This is a genomic window from Shinella sp. WSD5-1 (genome assembly GCF_963942435.1).
Classification (GTDB): domain Bacteria; phylum Pseudomonadota; class Alphaproteobacteria; order Rhizobiales; family Rhizobiaceae; genus Shinella; species Shinella yambaruensis.
This window is the reverse complement of sequence record NZ_OZ012605.1, coordinates 1-17,382: the sequence shown is the minus strand read 5'-3', so window position 1 is coordinate 17,382 and position 17,382 is coordinate 1. Positions and strand designations below refer to the sequence as shown.

15 protein-coding genes are annotated in these 17,382 nt (G+C 65.4%); 3 read left to right on the top strand and 12 right to left on the bottom strand.

All coding sequences use genetic code 11. From position 1 onward, the window contains the following. The first annotated feature begins 43 nt into the window (after window positions 1-43). Window positions 44-811, top strand: coding sequence for a hypothetical protein (locus AABQ55_RS35565; protein ID WP_272809562.1), 768 nt, complete (start codon window positions 44-46; stop codon window positions 809-811). 128 nt (window positions 812-939) lie between these two features. On the opposite strand, the gene AABQ55_RS35560 is transcribed toward AABQ55_RS35565, so the two are convergent. The 7 genes from AABQ55_RS35560 to AABQ55_RS35530 form a co-directional block, all read right to left on the bottom strand. Further along, the gene (locus AABQ55_RS35560) at window positions 940-2,445 is read right to left on the bottom strand and encodes an aldehyde dehydrogenase (protein WP_272809491.1); all 1,506 of its coding nucleotides are present in this window, start codon (window positions 2,443-2,445) and stop codon (window positions 940-942) included. Between the two features lie 21 nt (window positions 2,446-2,466). After that, entirely contained in the window at window positions 2,467-3,255 is a 789-nt protein-coding gene (locus AABQ55_RS35555) for an ABC transporter permease (protein WP_272809492.1), read from the bottom strand. 10 nt (window positions 3,256-3,265) lie between these two features. Then, window positions 3,266-4,132, bottom strand: coding sequence for an ABC transporter permease (locus AABQ55_RS35550; protein WP_272809493.1), 867 nt, complete (start codon window positions 4,130-4,132; stop codon window positions 3,266-3,268). Further along, entirely contained in the window at window positions 4,129-5,238 is a 1,110-nt protein-coding gene (locus tag AABQ55_RS35545) for an ABC transporter ATP-binding protein (protein ID WP_272809494.1), read from the bottom strand. Before AABQ55_RS35545 ends, AABQ55_RS35550 begins: the two co-directional genes overlap by 4 nt. A gap of 75 nt (window positions 5,239-5,313) precedes the next feature. Then, window positions 5,314-6,372 (bottom strand): ABC transporter substrate-binding protein, encoded by a 1,059-nt coding sequence (locus AABQ55_RS35540; RefSeq protein WP_272809495.1) that lies wholly within the window; start codon window positions 6,370-6,372, stop codon window positions 5,314-5,316. Window positions 6,373-6,399: 27 nt separating this feature from the next. After that, the gene (locus AABQ55_RS35535; RefSeq protein ID WP_272809496.1) at window positions 6,400-7,800 is read right to left on the bottom strand and encodes a sigma 54-interacting transcriptional regulator; all 1,401 of its coding nucleotides are present in this window, start codon (window positions 7,798-7,800) and stop codon (window positions 6,400-6,402) included. Then, a complete protein-coding gene (locus AABQ55_RS35530; RefSeq protein WP_244770502.1) occupies window positions 7,797-8,966 on the bottom strand; it encodes a PAS domain-containing protein in 1,170 nt (389 codons plus the stop codon). Before AABQ55_RS35530 ends, AABQ55_RS35535 begins: the two co-directional genes overlap by 4 nt. Window positions 8,967-9,352: 386 nt before the next feature. Between AABQ55_RS35530 and aztD the strand changes: the two genes are divergently transcribed. Then, a complete protein-coding gene (aztD, locus tag AABQ55_RS35525) occupies window positions 9,353-10,582 on the top strand; it encodes a zinc metallochaperone AztD (RefSeq protein WP_272809497.1) in 1,230 nt (409 codons plus the stop codon). 141 nt (window positions 10,583-10,723) lie between these two features. Here aztD and AABQ55_RS35520 read toward each other — a convergent pair whose 3' ends face one another. The 5 genes from AABQ55_RS35520 to AABQ55_RS35500 all read right to left on the bottom strand — a co-directional run bounded on the left by AABQ55_RS35520 (window position 10,724) and on the right by AABQ55_RS35500 (window position 15,658). Next, the gene (locus AABQ55_RS35520; RefSeq protein WP_272809498.1) at window positions 10,724-11,746 is read right to left on the bottom strand and encodes a carbohydrate kinase family protein; all 1,023 of its coding nucleotides are present in this window, start codon (window positions 11,744-11,746) and stop codon (window positions 10,724-10,726) included. Further along, window positions 11,743-12,774, bottom strand: a complete 1,032-nt coding sequence (locus AABQ55_RS35515) for a hypothetical protein (protein WP_272809499.1) — start codon at window positions 12,772-12,774, stop codon at window positions 11,743-11,745. The genes AABQ55_RS35520 and AABQ55_RS35515 overlap by 4 nt, the downstream gene beginning before the upstream one ends. Before the next feature lie 23 nt (window positions 12,775-12,797). Continuing rightward, window positions 12,798-13,565, bottom strand: coding sequence for an ATP-binding cassette domain-containing protein (locus AABQ55_RS35510; RefSeq protein WP_272809500.1), 768 nt, complete (start codon window positions 13,563-13,565; stop codon window positions 12,798-12,800). Continuing rightward, a complete protein-coding gene (locus AABQ55_RS35505) occupies window positions 13,565-14,551 on the bottom strand; it encodes an ABC transporter permease (protein ID WP_272809501.1) in 987 nt (328 codons plus the stop codon). The genes AABQ55_RS35510 and AABQ55_RS35505 overlap by 1 nt, the downstream gene beginning before the upstream one ends. Before the next feature lie 93 nt (window positions 14,552-14,644). Further along, complete coding sequence (locus AABQ55_RS35500) at window positions 14,645-15,658, bottom strand: substrate-binding domain-containing protein (RefSeq protein WP_443021341.1); 1,014 nt, start codon at window positions 15,656-15,658, stop codon at window positions 14,645-14,647. A gap of 405 nt (window positions 15,659-16,063) precedes the next feature. Between AABQ55_RS35500 and AABQ55_RS35495 the strand changes: the two genes are divergently transcribed. Then, a complete protein-coding gene (locus AABQ55_RS35495) occupies window positions 16,064-17,308 on the top strand; it encodes an ROK family transcriptional regulator (protein ID WP_272809502.1) in 1,245 nt (414 codons plus the stop codon). Window positions 17,309-17,382: the final 74 nt, after the last annotated feature.

Here is a 17,382-nt window from a genome sequence, read left to right as displayed (position 1 = left end):
GTGCGCCACGCCCGTCGCCCATGCTGCGGATGATCTTGCCGGGATGGCGACCGATCCGGCCGCGGGTGCAGCCGGGCACCCGGGCTGGGCGCTGCAGGTGACGCCTTATCTGTGGGCCACCGGTATCGAGGGCGATATATCACCCTTCCGTCGCGCACCGACCCTTCACGTCGAGAAGTCCTTCTCCGACGTGATGGACGATTTCAATTTCGGAGGGTTCATCAATATCTGGGGGCGTTACGACAACTTCGTCCTTTCCGGCGACATCATGTATGTCGATACGACGGAGAGTCACGCGACAGGCCCGCTGGCGGCTTTCCAGATTCCCGGGCTGGGCAGGATACCGGCAGGGGCGAGCGTCGATGCGGATGTCGATACGCAGGAGTTCATGGCGACGCTGCAGGGCGGCTACCGCGTCCTCGACACGCCGGAGTTCACCCTCGACGCCCTCGGCGGTGCACGCTTCTGGTACATTTCCAATGACGTGTCGGTCACGGCACGCCATCCGCTGATCGGGACGGTCACCGCCAGTCACGAAGAGAGCTTCGGCTGGGTGGATCCGATCATCGGTGCCCGCCTGTTTGTCAGCCTGACGGACAAGCTCTCGCTGCACGGGCAGGCCGATATCGGCGGTTTCGGTGCGGGATCCGACCTCATCTGGTCCGTATTGGCGACGGTGAACTACACGTTCACCGACAACTTGTCCTTTTCGGCCGGGTATAAGGTTCTGGACGTCGATTATAAACATGACGGCCACGTCTTCGATACGCGCCTCAGTGGCCCCGTGCTCGGCCTGACCTATCGGTTTTAGATCCGGAGGCAGCAAGGCAGACAGGCACACGCGGATCTTCGCCAGGGATGAAATGCCTGTCGCCGGGCAGATGTCGGGCCGCATGGGCAGCGCGAGGTGCGCCGCCTCCGGCAATCAGCTTTCAGGTACTAATCCAGATTGACCCAGACGGACTTCGTCTGCGTGTATTGGGTGAGGGCTTCGAGGCATTTGTCGCGGCCGTTGCCGGTCTGCTTGTAGCCGCCCCAGATCGAGGTCATGTCGCCGTGGTCGAAGCAGTTGACCCAGACGACGCCGGCCTCGATATCGCGGGCAAAGCGGTGCGCCTTGGAAATGTCGCGCGTCCAGACCGAGGCGGCGAGGCCGTAGATCGAATCGTTGGCGATTTCGATGGCATCATCGATCCCGTCGACCGGGATGATGGCGGCGACAGGGCCGAATATTTCTTCGCGGGCGATACGCATGCCGTTGTCGACGCCGGTGAAGAGCGTCGGCTCGACATAGGCGCCTGTCGGCGCGGGGGTGAATGTGCCGCCGCCGAAGCGCAGTGCCGCGCCTTCCTTTCGGCCGATATCGATATAGTCCAGGACACGTTTCTGGTGCGAGGCGGTGACAAGCGGGCCGATGGTCGTCGACGGATCGAGCGGATCGCCCAGCACGAAGTTTTCCCGGGTGCGGGCGATGAAACGCTCGACGAAATCGTCGTGGATGCTCTTTTCGACCAGGATGCGCGAACCGGCATTGCAGACTTCGCCCTGGTTGCCGTAGATGCCGTTGACGGCATAGGTGACGGCGGTGTCGAGGTCGTCATAGTCACCGAGCACGATCTGCGGGGTCTTGCCGCCGCACTCCGTCGAGACGCGCTTCATGTTCGACTGGCCGGCATAGATCATCAGGAGCTTGCCGACCTCGGTTGAGCCGGTGAAACCGATCTTGTCGACGTCGTCGTGCAGCGCCAGCGCCTTGCCGGCCTCCTCGCCGAGCCCGTGCACGACATTGAGCACGCCCGCCGGCCCGCCGGCCTCGATGAAGAGTTCGGCCAGCAGGTTGGCCGACAGCGGCGATTGCTCGGCCGGCTTCAGCACGACGGCGTTGCCGGTGGCGAGCGCCGGGCCGAGCTTCCAGGCGGCCATCATCAGCGGATAGTTCCAAGGCACGATGAGGCCGACGACGCCGAGCGGCTGGCGCAGGATGTAGTGCAGCGCATTCGCCGCCGTCGCCGTCACCGCGCCCTCGATCTTGTCGATCGTCTCGGAGAAGAACTTCAGCGACATGACCGAGCCGGGAATGTCGATGTTCATTATGTCCATCACCGGCTTGCCCATGTCGAGGCTGTCGAGCACGGCGAATTCCTCCGCATGCGCCTCGACGAGGGCGGAGAACTTTTCCAGCACCGCCATCCGGGCGCGCGGGTCCATGCGCGACCAGACGCCGGAGCGGAAGGCCTTGCGCGCGGCGGCGACGGCCCGGTCGATTTCGGCCGCCCCGCCGCGCGCGACCTCGGCGATGGTTTCGCCGGTCGCCGGATTGATCGTCGGAAAGGTGCGCCCATCGGTGGAAGCGACATAGGCCCCGTCGATGAAGTGCTGCGTGCGGAATGTCAACGATGCGGCCTTGCTGCGCCAGAAGTCACGGGTGTAGGTCGAGGCGTCCATGCTTGTTCTCCCTTCCATGGATCAGGATCGCTCCCGCTCGCGCAGAAGCGTGACCGAGAGGACGATAAGGACGAAGGACACGGCGACGATCACCGTGCCGATGGCGTTGATCTCCGGCGTGATGCCGCGCCGGAGCGTCGAATAGATGTAGATCGGCAACGTCACCTCGCGCCCCGTCAGGAAATAGGTGACGGGGATCTCGTCGAAGGAGAGCGTGAAGCAGAGCAATGCCGAGCCGAGGATAGCGCTGCGGATGCCGGGAAGCGTGACATTGCGGAAGGTCTCTAAGGGCGTGGCGCCGAGATCGGCGGAGGCCTCGAACTGGCGGCGGTTGATCTTGGCAAGCCGCGCCATCACCTGCGAGACGACGACGCCGAGCAGCGCCGTCGCATGACCGATCACCACCGCCGTCAGGCTCTGCGGGATGCCGATCTGCTTGTAGAAATTCAACATGGCGATGCCGGTGACGATGCCCGGCAGGCTGAGGGGCAGGAGGATGACGTTCTGAAACAGCCGCTTGCCGGGAAAGTCGTAGCGGTCGAGCGCGAGCGCCGCCGTCACGCCGATGACGACGGAAAGCGCGGTGGCGAAAAGGGCAACCCACAGGCTGTTGGCGAGCGCCCGGAGCATCTGTGCATTGGCGAGGAAGGCCTCGTACCAATGCAGCGTGAAGCCCGCGAGCGGGAAGGAGGTCACCTTGCTGTCGTTGAAGGAGAAGATCACCAGCATGACGATCGGCAGGTAGAGGAAGGCGAGGACGCCGAGGCTCACCCCCACCATGCCCTTCTGCCACCATCTCAAGCGCAGCATGCCCGCCTCCTCAAAGGTCGATCCGGCCGGCCCGGTCGAGGCGGCTGGAGAGTTGCAGGAGGATCAGCACCAGCGCGAGAACGAGCGTCGCCAGCGCCGAGCCGAGCGGCCAGTTGAGCGCGGCGCCGAACTGCGTCTGCAGAAGGTTCGCCACCATCGTCCCGCCCGGCCCGCCGACGAGCACGGGAGCGACGAAATCGCCGAAGGACAGGCAGAAGGTCATGGTCGCCCCCGCAACGACGCCGCCGAGCGACAGCGGAAAGATCACTTTCCAGAAGGTCATGAACGGCCCGACGCCGAGGTCTTCCGAGGCTTCGAGAAGGCGGCGCGGAATATTGTCGAGCACGGTGAAGAGCGGCATCACCATGAATGGCACGAAGATATAGACGAGCGTCACCACCATGGCGGTCTGGTTGTAGAGGAAGATATCGAGCGGCGCGGAGACAAGGCCGGTGGAGACGAGCAGCGAATTCAGCGCGCCGTCTGTGCCGAGGATGATCTTCCACGTATAGGCGCGCAGCAGGTAGGACACCCACAAGGGCACGATCACCGACATGTAGAGGAGGTTGCGCACCTTCTGCGAGCGGATGGTGAAGACGAGGAAGTAGGCGAGCGGATAGCCGAGCAGCAGCGCGCAGACGGTGACGAGGGCGGCGATCTTCAGCGTGCGCAGGATGACGGTCGTGTATTGCGGGTCGGCGAGGATCTGCGCGTAGTTGCCGAACTGGAAATCCGGATAGAACAGCGGAAACTGCCGCGTCCAGAAGCCCACCGCCACCATGATGGCATAGGGCACGACCATCAGCAGCAGCACCCAGGCGAGCGGCAGCGAAAACAGGGCGGCAAAGCCCGGGAAGGTGCGACGCGTCAACGTCATTTGCCGCCTCCCGCATCAAAGACCATCACGTCGTCCGGATCGATATGCACGGCAAGGCGGCTGCCGGCGGAAACCGTTGCCGGAAGCGCCGTGCGGGCGAGTTCGGCGAAGAGCGGTTTTCCGCCCCCCTCCGGCGCAAGCTCGATCCGCAGGCGGTCGCCATGGAAGAGCCGTTCCATGACGATGCAATCGAGAGCATTCGCGGCCTCTGTCTCCGGGCGTGCCGCCATCATACGCTCCGGCCGCACGCCGAGGGTTACGCGGCTTCCCGTCGCCGCCCCTGCGGCTTCCCGTCGCCGGCTGCGCAGCGTGGCGCCATTGACAAGCCGGAAGGCACATACATCGCCCTCGCGACCGAGCGCTTCGGCCTCCAGCAGGTTTGCCGCGCCAATGAAATCGGCGACATAGGGCGTCGCCGGATGGTCGTAGAGATCGGTCGGCGAACCGATCTGGGCGATGCGGCCCTCCCGCATCACGACGATGCGGTCGGAAAGGGCGAGCGCTTCGGTCTGGTCGTGCGTGACCATCAGGAAGGTAATGCCGAGTTCGCGGTGCAGCCGCTTCAGCTCCACCTGCATGCCCTCGCGCAGCTTCACGTCGAGCGCCGAAAGCGGTTCGTCGAGCAGCAGGACGCGCGGGCGGCGCACGACGGCGCGCGCCATGGCGACCCTCTGGCGCTGGCCGCCCGAAAGGGCGCCGGGCCGGCGGTCCGCCATGCCTTCCAAGCCGACAAGGGCCAGCGCCTCGGCAACGCGCCGTCGCCGCTCCGTCTTCTCCAGGCGGCCCGAGCGGACGGAGAGGCCGTAGCCGATGTTCTCCGCCACGCTCATGTGCGGGAAGAGCGCGTAGTCCTGGAACACCGTGTTGACCGGCCGGCGATAGGGCGGGCTCTCCGTTACGTCCTGCCCTGCAATGGCGATGCGGCCGGCGCTTGCCTGCTCGAAGCCGCCGATCAGCCGCAGCGTCGTCGTCTTGCCGCAGCCGGAAGGGCCGAGCAAGGTGACGAACTCCCCCTCGGCGATGGCAAGGTCGGTCTCGTGAAGGGCGACGAATGCGCCGTATCGTTTCGCAACGCCGTCAAGCGCCACAATCGGGCTGGAGGTCATCGGGTCCCCGCGTCGTGTGAACTGTCTCGTACAACAGCGGAAAGCGCCGCCCGTCGCGACGCCTTCCGCCCGGCCTTACGGAGCCGCCTTCACGGCGTTCCAGGTTTCGAGATACTTGTCGAGACGCGCCGGCTGCTGCCACATGACGAGGCTCTTGACGAACTCGACATTATCGACCTGTCGCTCCTTCTTGAGCGCATCGCTCATGCAGCCCTGGACGGCCTTCGGATTAACCGGGAAATAGCCGGTGGCCTCGGCGAGACCGCACTGGCCGTCGGCCGACTGCATGAAGCTCATGAACTTGTAGGCGCAGTCCTCGTTCGGCGAATCCTTCACCAGCATCATCGAATCCATCCAGCCCTCGGCCTTCTCCTTCGGCGTGAACTCGACGACCTCGAAGCCCTTCTTGAGGTTGTTGACATCCTTGCTGGTCAGACCCGTCCAGGCGTTGGAGACATAGACCTCCTGGTTGGCCATCAGCTCCGTCAGCTCGCCGGCCGATGCCCAGTATTTGCGGATCAGCGGCTTTTGTTCGATAAGCTTGGCCTTCACGGCCTCCAGCTGCTCGTCTGTGAGGTCGAAAACGTTGTCGTAGCCAAGGTAGCGCGCTGTCCAGTAGAGCGCGGACTTGTCGTCCCACAGCGAGATCTTGCCCTTCAGCTCGGGGTCGAAGAGGACGGAAATGGAATCCGGCGTCGCTGCGAGCTTGTCCGGGCGGTAGATCAATGAGACCGAGCCCCAGATCAGCGGCACGGCCCAAGTCTCGCCATCGGCCACGACGTCGCTTTCCTTCGAGAATTCCGGATAGATGCCGTCGAAGCCCTCGACCTTCGCCGTGTCGATCGGCGCGACGAAACCGGCCAGCCGCAGCATCGGCACGGTGTCCAGCGAGGGGGTGATGACATCGTAGACGCCGCCGCCGGCGGCGAGCTTGGCGGCGAAATCATCGTTCGAGCCGACATAGGAGGCCGTTACCTTGCAGCCCGAGGCCGCCTCGAACTTCGAGATGAAGCCATCGACGGCATAACCTTCCCAGGTGAGGTAGTTGAGTTCGGCCGCCCGGGCGGCCAGCGCCTGCGGCAGGAGGCTTGCGGCGGCAAGGGCGAGAATTGCGGATCTGCGCATGATCGACATGTGTGTTCCCCTTCATGTCTTTGTTGGTCATCTCGTCCGCTTCGTCTTTCGGACGAGGGTGGCGATATCGATACCGAGCGCCTTGGCGGCGCTTCTCTTGCTTCCATGCTCTGCGATGGATTTTTCCAGGACCCAGCTTTCGAAGGCCTGCACCAGGTCCCGGAAGCTTGCCGGCGCGGTTTCCCCGCCGCTGGCCGAGAGAGCGGGGGAAGGACGCGGCGCGGCATCCGGGGCCACGATGAAATGTTCGGCGAGCGCAATATCCTCGGCGCTCGCCGCCGCGCGCTCGAGGATGTTGGTCAGCTCGCGCACATTGCCCGGATAGGCATGGGCGGCGAGCCGCTTCGTGAAGGCCGGGGAAAGCTGCAAGGCCGGCGTGCGCCCGGCATTCAGCCTGCGCAGAACATGTGCCGTCAGTGCGGTGACGAGCTCCGGCTGGTCGCGCAGCGTCGGCAGCTCCAGCGTTACGACGGCGATGCGGTAATAAAGGTCGCGGCGAAAAGCGCCGCTCTCGATCAGGTCCGGCAGCCCGGCATTGGTGGCGGTGATGAGGCTGATGCGCGCCTTGCGCCGCTGCATCGAGCCGAGGCGGCTGAAAGTCTGGCTTTCGAGAAAGGCGACGAGCTTCATCTGGGAGACGGGCGAAAGATCCGTCACCTGGTCGAGGAAGAGCGTGCCGCCATCGGCGGCCTCCACGAAACCGAGCTTGCCGCGCGTCGACGTATCCAGCGCCGAACCCGGCTCGATGCCGAACATCTCCGCGTCGAACTGCGCGTCGGCCAGCATGCCGCAATTGACATGCACGAAGGGCGGGGCGTCGGGTGCGCCGGCTTTGCCGATGAAGCGGGCGAGCTCCGTCTTGCCCGTTCCGGTTTCACCGGTCAGGAGCACGGCGCTACCGCGCTCGATGGCGATCGCCGCCCGGCGGGCGATGGTGCTGAGACGCGGCGTAAGAAGGGGACCGCCGCCGCCAGCGGCCGGCAGCGGCTCGGCCTCGAAGCGGAAATGGTCACTGCGCTCGTAGCCGCGGTGATGCCGGCCGGTCTCGCGCATCGTCAGAAGCGCGCCATAGGCGCCGCCGTCCGGGGTCCGCAGGATGCCGATCGAGGCGGTGACGTTGCGCTGCGAATTGAGCGTGCCGGAGACCTCGATGCGCTTGAGCTGCCGCAGGGCGCTTGCAAGCTTCTGCACCAGGGTGCCGGCGGTCTTGGCGTGTTTTGCAAGGTCCGAGCCGACGAGGTCGCCGCGCGCGAGGTTGAGCAGCAGTTCGAGCTTGCCGTTGACGAGCTTGATGGTTCCGTCGGTTTCCAGAAGGGCGACGCCATCGGGAAAGGCGTCGAGGAACGCGCCGAACTGCGGCTCGTCGATGAAGGCGGGGCGCAGGCGCCGCTGGCCGGGGGCGGTAAGGTCGTTGGCGTAGAATTTCACGAAATGGCCTCCTGCGTGGAACCCCGCGCCCTGCGGCGGCTCTTGCGCCGGGCGGTCAGCACATAGCGGCGCATCTCGCCTTCGATGCGTGCGGCCCGGAAGCGCCAGACATCCCGGCTTGCATCGGCGGCGATGACGGCAAGGTCGCACTCGCCGTCGCTGTCCTCGCCGGCAAGGGCCGCCTGCCGGAGCTTGTCGAGGGCGTGGCGCGTTTCGATGAACTGCTGCAGCGGGCGACCGAGAACCTGTTCGGCGGTGCGTCCCCAGACGCTTTCCGCCGCCGGATTGGCTGCCAGGAGCAACCCGTCCTCGGAGATGACGAGGATCGGATCCGGGACGGCGCTCAAGATGTCCTGCATCGTGTCGGCGCGGTCGGCGAGCTGCTGCTCACGCTGACGATGCGCACCGATGTCGCGCGTCGTGCCCCAGAGGCGCACGAGGAAGCCGTCCTTGATCGCGGCACGGAAATCGTTCTCGACCAGCATCTCGCTGTCGTCATGCCGGCGATCGACGGCGGCGGCACGGTCGAGCCGGTAGCCGGCGCGCACGAGATCGCGCACCATGCGGCGGTTGATCTCGGTTGCGGGGAAATAGCGCGAGACCGGCTGGACGTTGAAATCGAGCCCCTCGGGCACGCGGTAGAGCCGCGCCATCGCCTCGTTGCAGGCACGCCACCGGCTCTGGTTGGAAAAGATGCGCTCGACGATCTCGTCTTCGGCCAGTGCGGTGTCGACCGGCTCGAGGAATTCGATGCACCAGCAGGCCTCCGTCGCCGCGCCGATCATCTGCGAAAGGATCTCCACGCGTTCGGCAAGCTCCGGTCCGATGCCGAGCACGCTTTCCGGCAGCGGCTGCTTGATGACGGCGATCCCGCGGGCCGGATCGGGAACCACGGTGGCGATCATGGGGACTTCGCTATATTGCGGCGAATTCACCCAGACGGCGAGCCCGGAGGCGAACGGCTGGCCTTCGCGGGCGAGGCCGCGCAGCATCTGTGCCGAGGTGCTGCTGTAGATGCGCTCCAGCGGCAGGCTTTCCTTCTCCTCGAGCGAGATGGCGAGTTCGCGCGCTTCCGCCGCGTTGACGGCGCAGATACGGCCGTCGCCGTCGATCCAGTCGACCAGCAGGGCGTCGAAATGGGCGGTGCCTGGCACATGTATCTTCATTCTTCATCCCGATCCGAAGGAGACCCTCATCGCGAGGGCCGCGCCAGAAGACACGGGCAATCCCGTCACAATCGCAGCCGGAAGCAACCCTTAATCGAAAGGGAAGCGAGGAAATGCGCCGGAATACCCTCGGAAATGCGCAGAACTGCAGCATTCGCTGCGATGTTGCGCAATGCCGCAGTTTCGCTCAACGCGCTCTGTCCTGCCCCACGGATTGAATGCAGGACATTGCTGACAAGCACGTCGCCGCAGCGGCCGCGATATCCCGAGGCCGCCTGCAGGCCCCTCGGCCCCGCTTTTGAAGACGAAAGTCTGCTGGTGCTGGACAAGCAGGGTGTAACACTATAACACGGAGATGTTACGTTATTACATTAATAGGAGATTGCATGTTCCGCTCCGGTTCCGGCGTCCTTTTCGCCACCACCATCCTCGCGACCCTCACCTTTCCATTGGCGGCCCATGCCGAAGAAGAGCAGAAGGAGACTTGGCGGCTGTTCATCGCCGATCACACCCAGCCCGTGGTTCGCGCCATCGATCTGGGCACGGACAAGGAAATCGGCCGCTTCGACCTGACGGGCTATGCCGCGCTGTCCCTGAGCGACACGGGACGCACGGTTTTCGCCGTCCAGGGTGACCAGAACGTGGTCCACGCGATCGACACCGGCATTGCGCTCTCGGACCATGGCGAACATCGGGACATCGAGATCACGGAGCCACGGCTTCTTGAAACGACGATCACCGGCGAGAAGCCCGGCCATGTTGTGGCCCATGGCGATGATCTCGCAGTCTTCTACGATCGCGGCGGCAAGTTCGACCTCCTCCAGGAAAGTGCGCTGCTGGAAGGCAAGGCGGACCTGAAGCCCTATGACACGACCGCCGCGCATCACGGCGTCGCTGTCCCGATGGGCAACCACCTCCTCGTTTCCGTGCCGAACATGGAGGCGACGGTTAAGGAAGGCGAACTGCCGCCCCGCCTTGGCCTGCGCGTGCTGGACAGGGACGGCAGGCAGGTGGGCGATGTCGCGACCTGCACGGGCTTGCATGGAGAAGCGGCTTCGGCGCGGCTGGTGGCTTTCGGCTGCGCCGAGGGCGTACTCGTTGCCCGCCCGGGGGGCATGGATGGCCCGAAGCTGGAAATGCTCGCCTATGGCGGCACGCTGCCGGAAGGCAAGGTATCCACCCTGCTCGGCGGCACCTCCATGCAGTTTTTTCTGGGAAACTATGGAGAAGACAAGGTCGTCCTCATCGACGCCGATGCCAAGGAACCCTACCGCCTCGTCGAGCTGCCGCTTCGGCGGGTCGATTTCATCCTCGATCCCGCCAAGCCCCGTAACGGCTATATCCTGACCGAAGACGGCAAGCTCCATCTGCTGGACGTCGTGGACGGCGTGATTACCAGATCCGAAACCGTCACCGAGCCCTACAGCAAGGACGGGCATTGGCGCGACCCGCGCCCGCGCCTTGCGGTTGCCGGGAACCATATTGCGATCACCGACCCGCGCAAGAACCTGGTGCGTCTCGTCGATTCAGAGACATTGAAGGAGACCCGCACCATCGCTGTCGAAGGGCAGCCCTTCGCGATCGTCGCCGCCGGCGGATCGGGCGCGTCTCACTGAGCCCATTTTGCGGGTGGGAGTGCCGGCTGGTGCCGGCACTCCGTCAAGGGACAGGCTTCGCCGGGCCTGCTGACCGCCATTTCCAAGATCGACAGGCCGAGTCCGTGTTGTATCGCAGTCGCATCCACCGTCACCGTCCGGTCAGGTGCCGCTGCGCGGCCCCCAATGCCGGGCAAGCGAAAGACATTCGCGCCAGAACAGCATGGCCCCCGTCGTCGACACGCTGCGCAGCGAGACGGCGGCGGCGGCGTGGGCGAGTTCGAGGCATTGGACCAGGGGCCACTCCTCGTGAAGGCCGTAGAGCATACCGGCCGCAAAGGCGTCGCCCGCTCCGTTCGCGCCCCTGATCTCCCCCTCCGGAATGGCGACCGAGGGCAGGATCGCGCTTTCTCCCGTGCGGGTGATGGCGATAGCGAAGGCGGGGCAGTGCACGGTCACCAGTTTCAACGCACCGCGCTGCAAGACGGCATGCGCGGCGCGCAGGCAGGCGTCCTTGTCGGATGTGCCGTCCAGGATGGTCTCGACACCGGCGATCGCCCCGATCTCCATGTCGTTGACGATCAGGAAGTCGAGATGCGGCAGGCAGGGTGCGACGAGCCGGGCCATCAGGCCGCGGTCGATGCTCGCCAGCTCCAGGTTGGTCTGAAGCCCTGCCGCGCGTGCCTTCTTCAACACCGCCACCCAGCCGTTCGGCTCGTCTTGCCAGGGCGCGTCGAGAATGCGGTGCACGCCGGGAAGACCGAGATGCAGGTAGCGCATGCGCGTTTCGGAAAAGTCGAAATGGTCCGGCGTCAGCAGCGCCCCGGTTCCGGCGTGGAAGATATGGGTGCGCCGATGCGAGCGCAGCGAGACATAGGCGTCGCAGAATTGCGTGGCGGCGTCGGGCGTCACCGTCATCCGGCGCGTGTCGATACCCGCTGCGGCGGCCGTTTCCCTGAGGTAGCGACCGTCGTCGTCATCCCCGACGAGGCCGATCGTCTCGACGGGGATATTCGGATCGAGGTGTTTGATGTCGAGTGCCAGGTTGCAGCTCGAACCGCCGCCGTGGCGCTCCTCCTCGAAGAGCTCGGCGAGGCCGTCCTCGCCCGGCCAGTGGCTGACCGTGCGATTGTAGTCCGCGCACCAGGTTCCGCCCGTGAGGATGCCCCGCCGTCCGCCCGTCATCTGCTCTCTTCCGGCTTGAGCACGGCTTCCGTGACGACGTTGTCTGCGGAGAGATCGCGCAGCGGCTTGATCCCGTCCCTGGAAAGGCTCGCGTGATAGGCCTTCACTGCCTCCGACGGAGAGATCGACCCGGACGCGACCTCACGCATGAAACGCACCATCGCTAGCGGATCCTCGGCAAGGTTGATCTTGCGCCCGAACAGCGCGACGCGGGCGCCGAACCGTTCGGCCTGGTGGAGAAGCTCGAAGCAGTCACGCGTCGTGCCCGCGCCACCGCCGAGGACGCCGACGATGACGCTCGGATCATAGGCAGCGAGCTCGTCCAGCGCCTTGGCGCCGTTGAACGGGATTTTCAGGAACTGTGGCCGGTCCGCCTTGGTGACGCCGGCGAGGCAGCGCATCAGCACGTCGTTGACGTAGTGTGGAACCAGCTCGGGATCGATACCGCACGCCACATTCGGATTGAACACTTCGAGGAAGTATTTGAAATTGTTGCGTGCCGCATCCTCGCGGAACCAATGGAAGGCTTCCAGCGCCTCATAGTCGCGGTCGAGGTCGTTGTTGAAGGTGATGGAATAGAGGCCGAGATCCGTGCCCGTTATCGGCGCGCCGGGCGCGGGATCGATCGTGCCGGTGGCGACGCGCGAAAGCGAGGCCGTGCGGAACGGACGCGAGGGCTGTTTTGAATAGGTCGCGCCGCGGCAGACCCAGACGTCCGTCGTGTCGTTGGCGCGGATCGCCGGCTTGACGGCGCTGCCCCTGAAGACGCCCATATCCGTCAGCGCCTCCATGTTGGAGGCGGAGGTGAGCATGATGTCGACGATGTCCTGCTCGACGATGGCGCGGATGTTTTCCAGGAATTCCGGGCGAGTATAGTGGCGCGACCAACTGCCGTCCTTCGCGCGCTTCGGCCCGCAGGAGGTGATGGACGGCCCCATGTCGCCATCCTTGGCGTCGGCGATGATGAAATCGCTGCGGGTGTAGTTTCCGGCGCGGATGCGCGCGAGCTTCTGGTCGAGGCGGTACATGTCTTGCTCCGTTCGGGACAGGGTCAGGCGGTTGCCGCGCCGGTCATGATGGCGACGACGTCGTTCATGGAATGGGTTTTGGGGGTGACCACGGCCGCGCGCCGGCCAAGGCGCATGATGTGGATGCGGTCGGCGATGTCGAAGACGTTCGGCATGTTGTGGCTGATCAGGACGACGGGCAGGCCGCGGTCGCGGATCGAGCGGATGAGCTCCAGCACCTGCCCCGTCTCGCGCACGCCGAGCGCCGCGGTCGGCTCGTCCATGATGACGAGCTTGCGGGCAAAGAGCGCCGCGCGCGCGACGGCGACGCCCTGCCGCTGGCCGCCCGACAGCGACTCCACCGGATTGTCGATCGCCGGCAGGCGGAACTTCAGCTCGCCCATGGCGCGGCGGGCCTCCTCGCGCATGCGCTTCTTGTCGAGGCGGCGGAAGAGGCGGCCGAGCAGGCCCGGCGCGCGCAATTCGCGGCCGAGGAAGAGATTGGCGGCGATGTCGAGCGCAGGCGCGACGGCGAGGTCCTGGTAGACTGTCTCGATGCCGGCATGGCGCGCGTCGAGCGGCCCCTTGAAATGCACCGGCGCCCCATCGAGCAGGATGTCGCCGCTGGTCGGGTGCACGGCTCCGGTCAGTGTCTTGATGAGGGTCGACTTGCCGGCGCCATTGTCGCCGACGACGGCGAGGATCTCGCCGGCGCGAAGCTCGAAGTCGACGCCGTCGAGCGCGGTGACATGGCCGTAGGTCTTCACCACGTTACGCGCTTCGAGAACGACATGCGGGGGATTGTCGGCCATCAGCTCTTCCTCCGGGACATCTGGTCGAGCGCGACGGCGATGATGACGAGGATGCCGGTCACGAGATCCTGCCAGAGCGGGTCGATGCCGGCAAGCGTCAGGCCGTTGCGCAAAACGCCGACGATGAGCGCCCCGATCAATGTGCCGATGAGGCCGCCGCGCCCGCCGAACAGGCTGGTGCCGCCGATCACCACGGCGGTGATGGAATCGAGGTTGGCGCTCTGCATGGCGTTCGGATCGGCATTGGGAATGCGCCCGAGCGCCAGCCAGGCGGCGATGCCGTAGATGAGGCCGGCGAGCACATAGACCGAGAGCAGGTGGCGGCGCACCGGAATGCCGACGAGGCGGGCGGCCTCGGCGTTGTTGCCGATGGCGTAAGTGTGGCGGCCCCATTTCGTCTCGTTCAGGAGATACCAGACGGCGGCGTAGAGCGTGAACATGATCAGCACGCCATAGGTCAGCACGAAGCCGCCGAGCTTCATCGTGTTGCCCGTCCAGGCGAGGAAGGGGTCACGCACCGGAAAGGCGCCGCCTTCCGAGATCAGCCGCAAGGCGGCGGTCAGGATGCCGAGAATGCCGAGCGTGACGATGAAGGGCGGCAATCTCAGGCCGGAAACAAGGCCGCCCGCCGCAAGGCCGGCAGCCGTGCAGAGCAGGATGGCAAAACCCATGGAGAGCACGGGATCGTAGCCCAGATTGACCAGCTTGCCGGCGACGATGGTGCCGAGCACGCAGATGGCGCCCACGGCAAGGTCGATGCCGGCGGTCAGGATCACCAGCGTCTGGCCGATCGCCAGAACGCCGATGATGACCGTCTGCTGCAGGATGATCGACAGGTTGTGCGTGGCGAGAAAGCGGGGATTGGTCAGCGCGAAGATCACGCAGAAGCCGAGAAGGACCAGAAGCGGGCCCACCGAGGGCGTTCCCAGGATGCGGGCCTTCAGGCTCCGCGGCGTCTCGGCGTCGGAAACGGTGGCTGTGTTCATGGGCATCCCGTGCATCAGGTTTTGCGCGGCCGGCCGCCCGGTCGGGACCGCGGCGGCGCGTGGCCACGCACGGTCCCGCCGGGAGGTAGAGGATCAGTCACCCCAGCAGTTTTCAAGACCCCAAGCGGTGTCCTTCGATTCCAGGCCCTCGACCGGCTTGTCGGTGATCAGGAAGGAACCGGTGTTGACGAACCCGCTCGGCTTCTTGCCGGAGGCCGCATATTCCACCACCGCGTCGACGCCCATGGAGGCCATCTTGTAGGGGAACTGCATCACGGTCGCGGCGATCTTGCCATCCTTCACGTCGCGCACGCCGGCGCAGCCGCCGTCGATCGAGGTCAGCATCACGTCGGCCTCCTTGCCGAAGGATTTCAGCGCGGCATAGGCGCCGGCCGCGGCCGGCTCGTTGATCGTGTAGACGGCGTTGATGTCGCCGTTCTTGGAGAGCAGGTTCTCCATGCCGACCTGGCCCTTGTCCTGCGCGCCGTTGGTGATGGCCGCGCCCGCGATCGACGGGTCACCCTCGGCGATGCCGAAACCCTTCAGGTAGCCGTCATGGCGGAAGGTGTCGACCGTACCACCGGGCGTGCCGTCCAGCATGGCGACGACCGCCTGCTTGTCGCCCATCGCCTTGCGGGCATAGGCGCCCTGCTGCACGCCGGCCTCGAAATTGTCCGTGGCGAACGTGGCATCGACCGCGTCGGCCGGGTCCGTCGCCGTGTCGAGCGCGATGACGAGCACGCCGGCCTCGCGGGCCTTCTTGATGACGTCGAGCATGCCGGACGAATTGTTCGGCGTGACCAGGATGCCCTTGGCCCCTGCGCTGATCAGGTCTTCGATCGCGGCGACCTGGCCCTCGTTGTCGCCGTCGAACTTTCCGGCGCGGGCGATCAGCTTGACGCCTTTCTCCGCGGCGCGGGCCTCGGCGGCCTGGCGCATCTTGACGAAGAACGGATTGACCTCGGTTTTCGTGACGAGGCCGATGATGACCTCATCGGCGGCGGCGGAGCCTGCGCCAAGGGCAAGGCCGAGGGCGAGCCCGGCGGCGGCAAAACCGGTCCGCATGGCGGTGGAATATACGGATGCGCGAATGCGATGAAGCGACATGGAATCCTCCCAAATCCGACGATGCCGTAGAGCCCCTCCGGCTCTTTTGGCGGACACGGCCTCTCCTCAAAGGCCGCAGGGATTAGCGCATCTCTTTTGGATGAAGTCAAATGGCTATTGCTTATCTTTTGTAAATTTCTATCCAAAATTAAATCCGCGATACCGAGGGGGCGGTTTCCGGGCGACGCGCAACGTTCTTTTTTCCGCCCAGACCAACCTCTCGCTCTCGACCTTGGCCGGCACGCCCCGCTACGCCGCGCTTTGCAGGATCAGGCGGCGCCGCACAGGCGCATATATGCGGTGATGTTATGTACATCGCCATGCATAAGTTCTCATGACGGTGGAACTGCGTGCTTTATCTCATGCGCCTTTGTCGCTAAACCGGTCTGAAAACAGGAGTTTTGCATGGCGCGCGGGGACGAGGGGCACGACAGACCAACGCTTGACGGCGCGGGGGGCATCCTTTCCCTGATCGCGACGGGCGTTGCAGCCTCGCGCGCCGAGCTGCTTGCCGCCTCCGGCCTGTCACGCGTGACGGTGACGCAGCGGCTGAACGCACTGCTTGCGAGCGGCCTGGTGTGCGAGACCGAAAAAACCCTGCCGAGCGGCGGCCGGCCGACCCGGGTGCTGGCGATCAACCGGGCGAGCGGTTTTCTGCTCGTCGCCAATATCGGCGAGACGCACATCCATCTCGCCGCCATGGACCTGACGCCGGCGATCCTGTCCCAGACGACGCTGCCCTTTTCCGTGGCGAGCGGGCCTGAGGCGACGCTGGCGCAGATCGGTGACGCTTTCGCCGCCCTGGCGGCGGAGACGGAAAAGACGCACGGCTTCTTCCTCGGCGTCAGCCTCAGCCTGCCGACACCGGTCGATTTCAAGCGGGGCTGCGTCGTCGGCCCCTCGGTCCTGCCCGGCTGGGACGAGTTCGACATCATCGGCCGCCTCAAGGCGCGGTTCGATGTGCCCGTCTATGTCGAGAACGACGTGAACCTGATGACGATCTGCGAGCACAAACGCCGCGTCCCGGCGGTCGACGACATGCTCTTCGTGAAGGTCGGCACGGGCATGGGCAGCGGCATGATCGCCGGCGGGCGGCTCTTCCGCGGTGCGCAGGGCGCAGCCGGCGATATCGGCCACATCCAGTTCCTGTCCGATGACGCGCCGCTCTGCCGCTGCGGCAAGTTCGGCTGCGTGGAGGCGCGCGCCGCCGGCTGGGCGATCGCCCGCGATCTCTCGGCCCGCGGCTTCCACGCCGAGACCGCCCGCGACGTGATCGACCTCGTCGAGCAGCGCAAGCCTGAAGCGCTGATGCTGCTGCGGGCCGCCGGCCGCACGATCGGCGAGGTCATCTCCGACGTCGTCAGCATCATCAATCCGAGCCTGATCGTCATCGGGGGCACCCTGGCGCGCGGCGGGGACCTGATGCTGTCGGGTATCCGCGAACTCGTCTACCAGCGCTGTCTTCCCCTTGCCACCCGCGACCTTTCCATCGTGCTTTCCACCGTGCGCGAGGACGGCGCGCTGTTCGGCGCGGCGCATTTGCTGCTGGATGACCTTTTCGCTTCGGCAAAGGCTGACCGCTTGCTGGAGCGTTATGACTTTGCCCGGCAACGACACGTTCCGGCACCAAGAAGGCGGCAATCGTTCTGACAGGTCCGGATATCCAGAAGCGTTCGCTCGAACCGTCTGGCCCCGTTAAACCTGGACCAGAGAAGCCTGCCGGA

Excerpts from the sequence above, each read along its gene's own strand:
- AABQ55_RS35565 (WP_272809562.1), top strand. The coding sequence starts at position 44 with ATGGCGACCGATCCGGCCGCGGGTGCAGCCGGGCACCCGGGCTGGGCG.
- AABQ55_RS35560 (WP_272809491.1), bottom strand. The coding sequence starts at position 2,445 with ATGGACGCCTCGACCTACACCCGTGACTTCTGGCGCAGCAAGGCCGCA.
- AABQ55_RS35555 (WP_272809492.1), bottom strand. The coding sequence starts at position 3,255 with ATGCTGCGCTTGAGATGGTGGCAGAAGGGCATGGTGGGGGTGAGCCTC.
- AABQ55_RS35550 (WP_272809493.1), bottom strand. The coding sequence starts at position 4,132 with ATGACGTTGACGCGTCGCACCTTCCCGGGCTTTGCCGCCCTGTTTTCG.
- AABQ55_RS35545 (WP_272809494.1), bottom strand. The coding sequence starts at position 5,238 with ATGACCTCCAGCCCGATTGTGGCGCTTGACGGCGTTGCGAAACGATAC.
- AABQ55_RS35540 (WP_272809495.1), bottom strand. The coding sequence starts at position 6,372 with ATGTCGATCATGCGCAGATCCGCAATTCTCGCCCTTGCCGCCGCAAGC.
- AABQ55_RS35530 (WP_244770502.1), bottom strand. The coding sequence starts at position 8,966 with ATGAAGATACATGTGCCAGGCACCGCCCATTTCGACGCCCTGCTGGTC.
- aztD (WP_272809497.1), top strand. The coding sequence starts at position 9,353 with ATGTTCCGCTCCGGTTCCGGCGTCCTTTTCGCCACCACCATCCTCGCG.
- AABQ55_RS35520 (WP_272809498.1), bottom strand. The coding sequence starts at position 11,746 with ATGACGGGCGGACGGCGGGGCATCCTCACGGGCGGAACCTGGTGCGCG.
- AABQ55_RS35515 (WP_272809499.1), bottom strand. The coding sequence starts at position 12,774 with ATGTACCGCCTCGACCAGAAGCTCGCGCGCATCCGCGCCGGAAACTAC.
- AABQ55_RS35510 (WP_272809500.1), bottom strand. The coding sequence starts at position 13,565 with ATGGCCGACAATCCCCCGCATGTCGTTCTCGAAGCGCGTAACGTGGTG.
- AABQ55_RS35505 (WP_272809501.1), bottom strand. The coding sequence starts at position 14,551 with ATGAACACAGCCACCGTTTCCGACGCCGAGACGCCGCGGAGCCTGAAG.
- AABQ55_RS35500 (WP_443021341.1), bottom strand. The coding sequence starts at position 15,658 with ATGTCGCTTCATCGCATTCGCGCATCCGTATATTCCACCGCCATGCGG.
- AABQ55_RS35495 (WP_272809502.1), top strand. The coding sequence starts at position 16,064 with ATGGCGCGCGGGGACGAGGGGCACGACAGACCAACGCTTGACGGCGCG.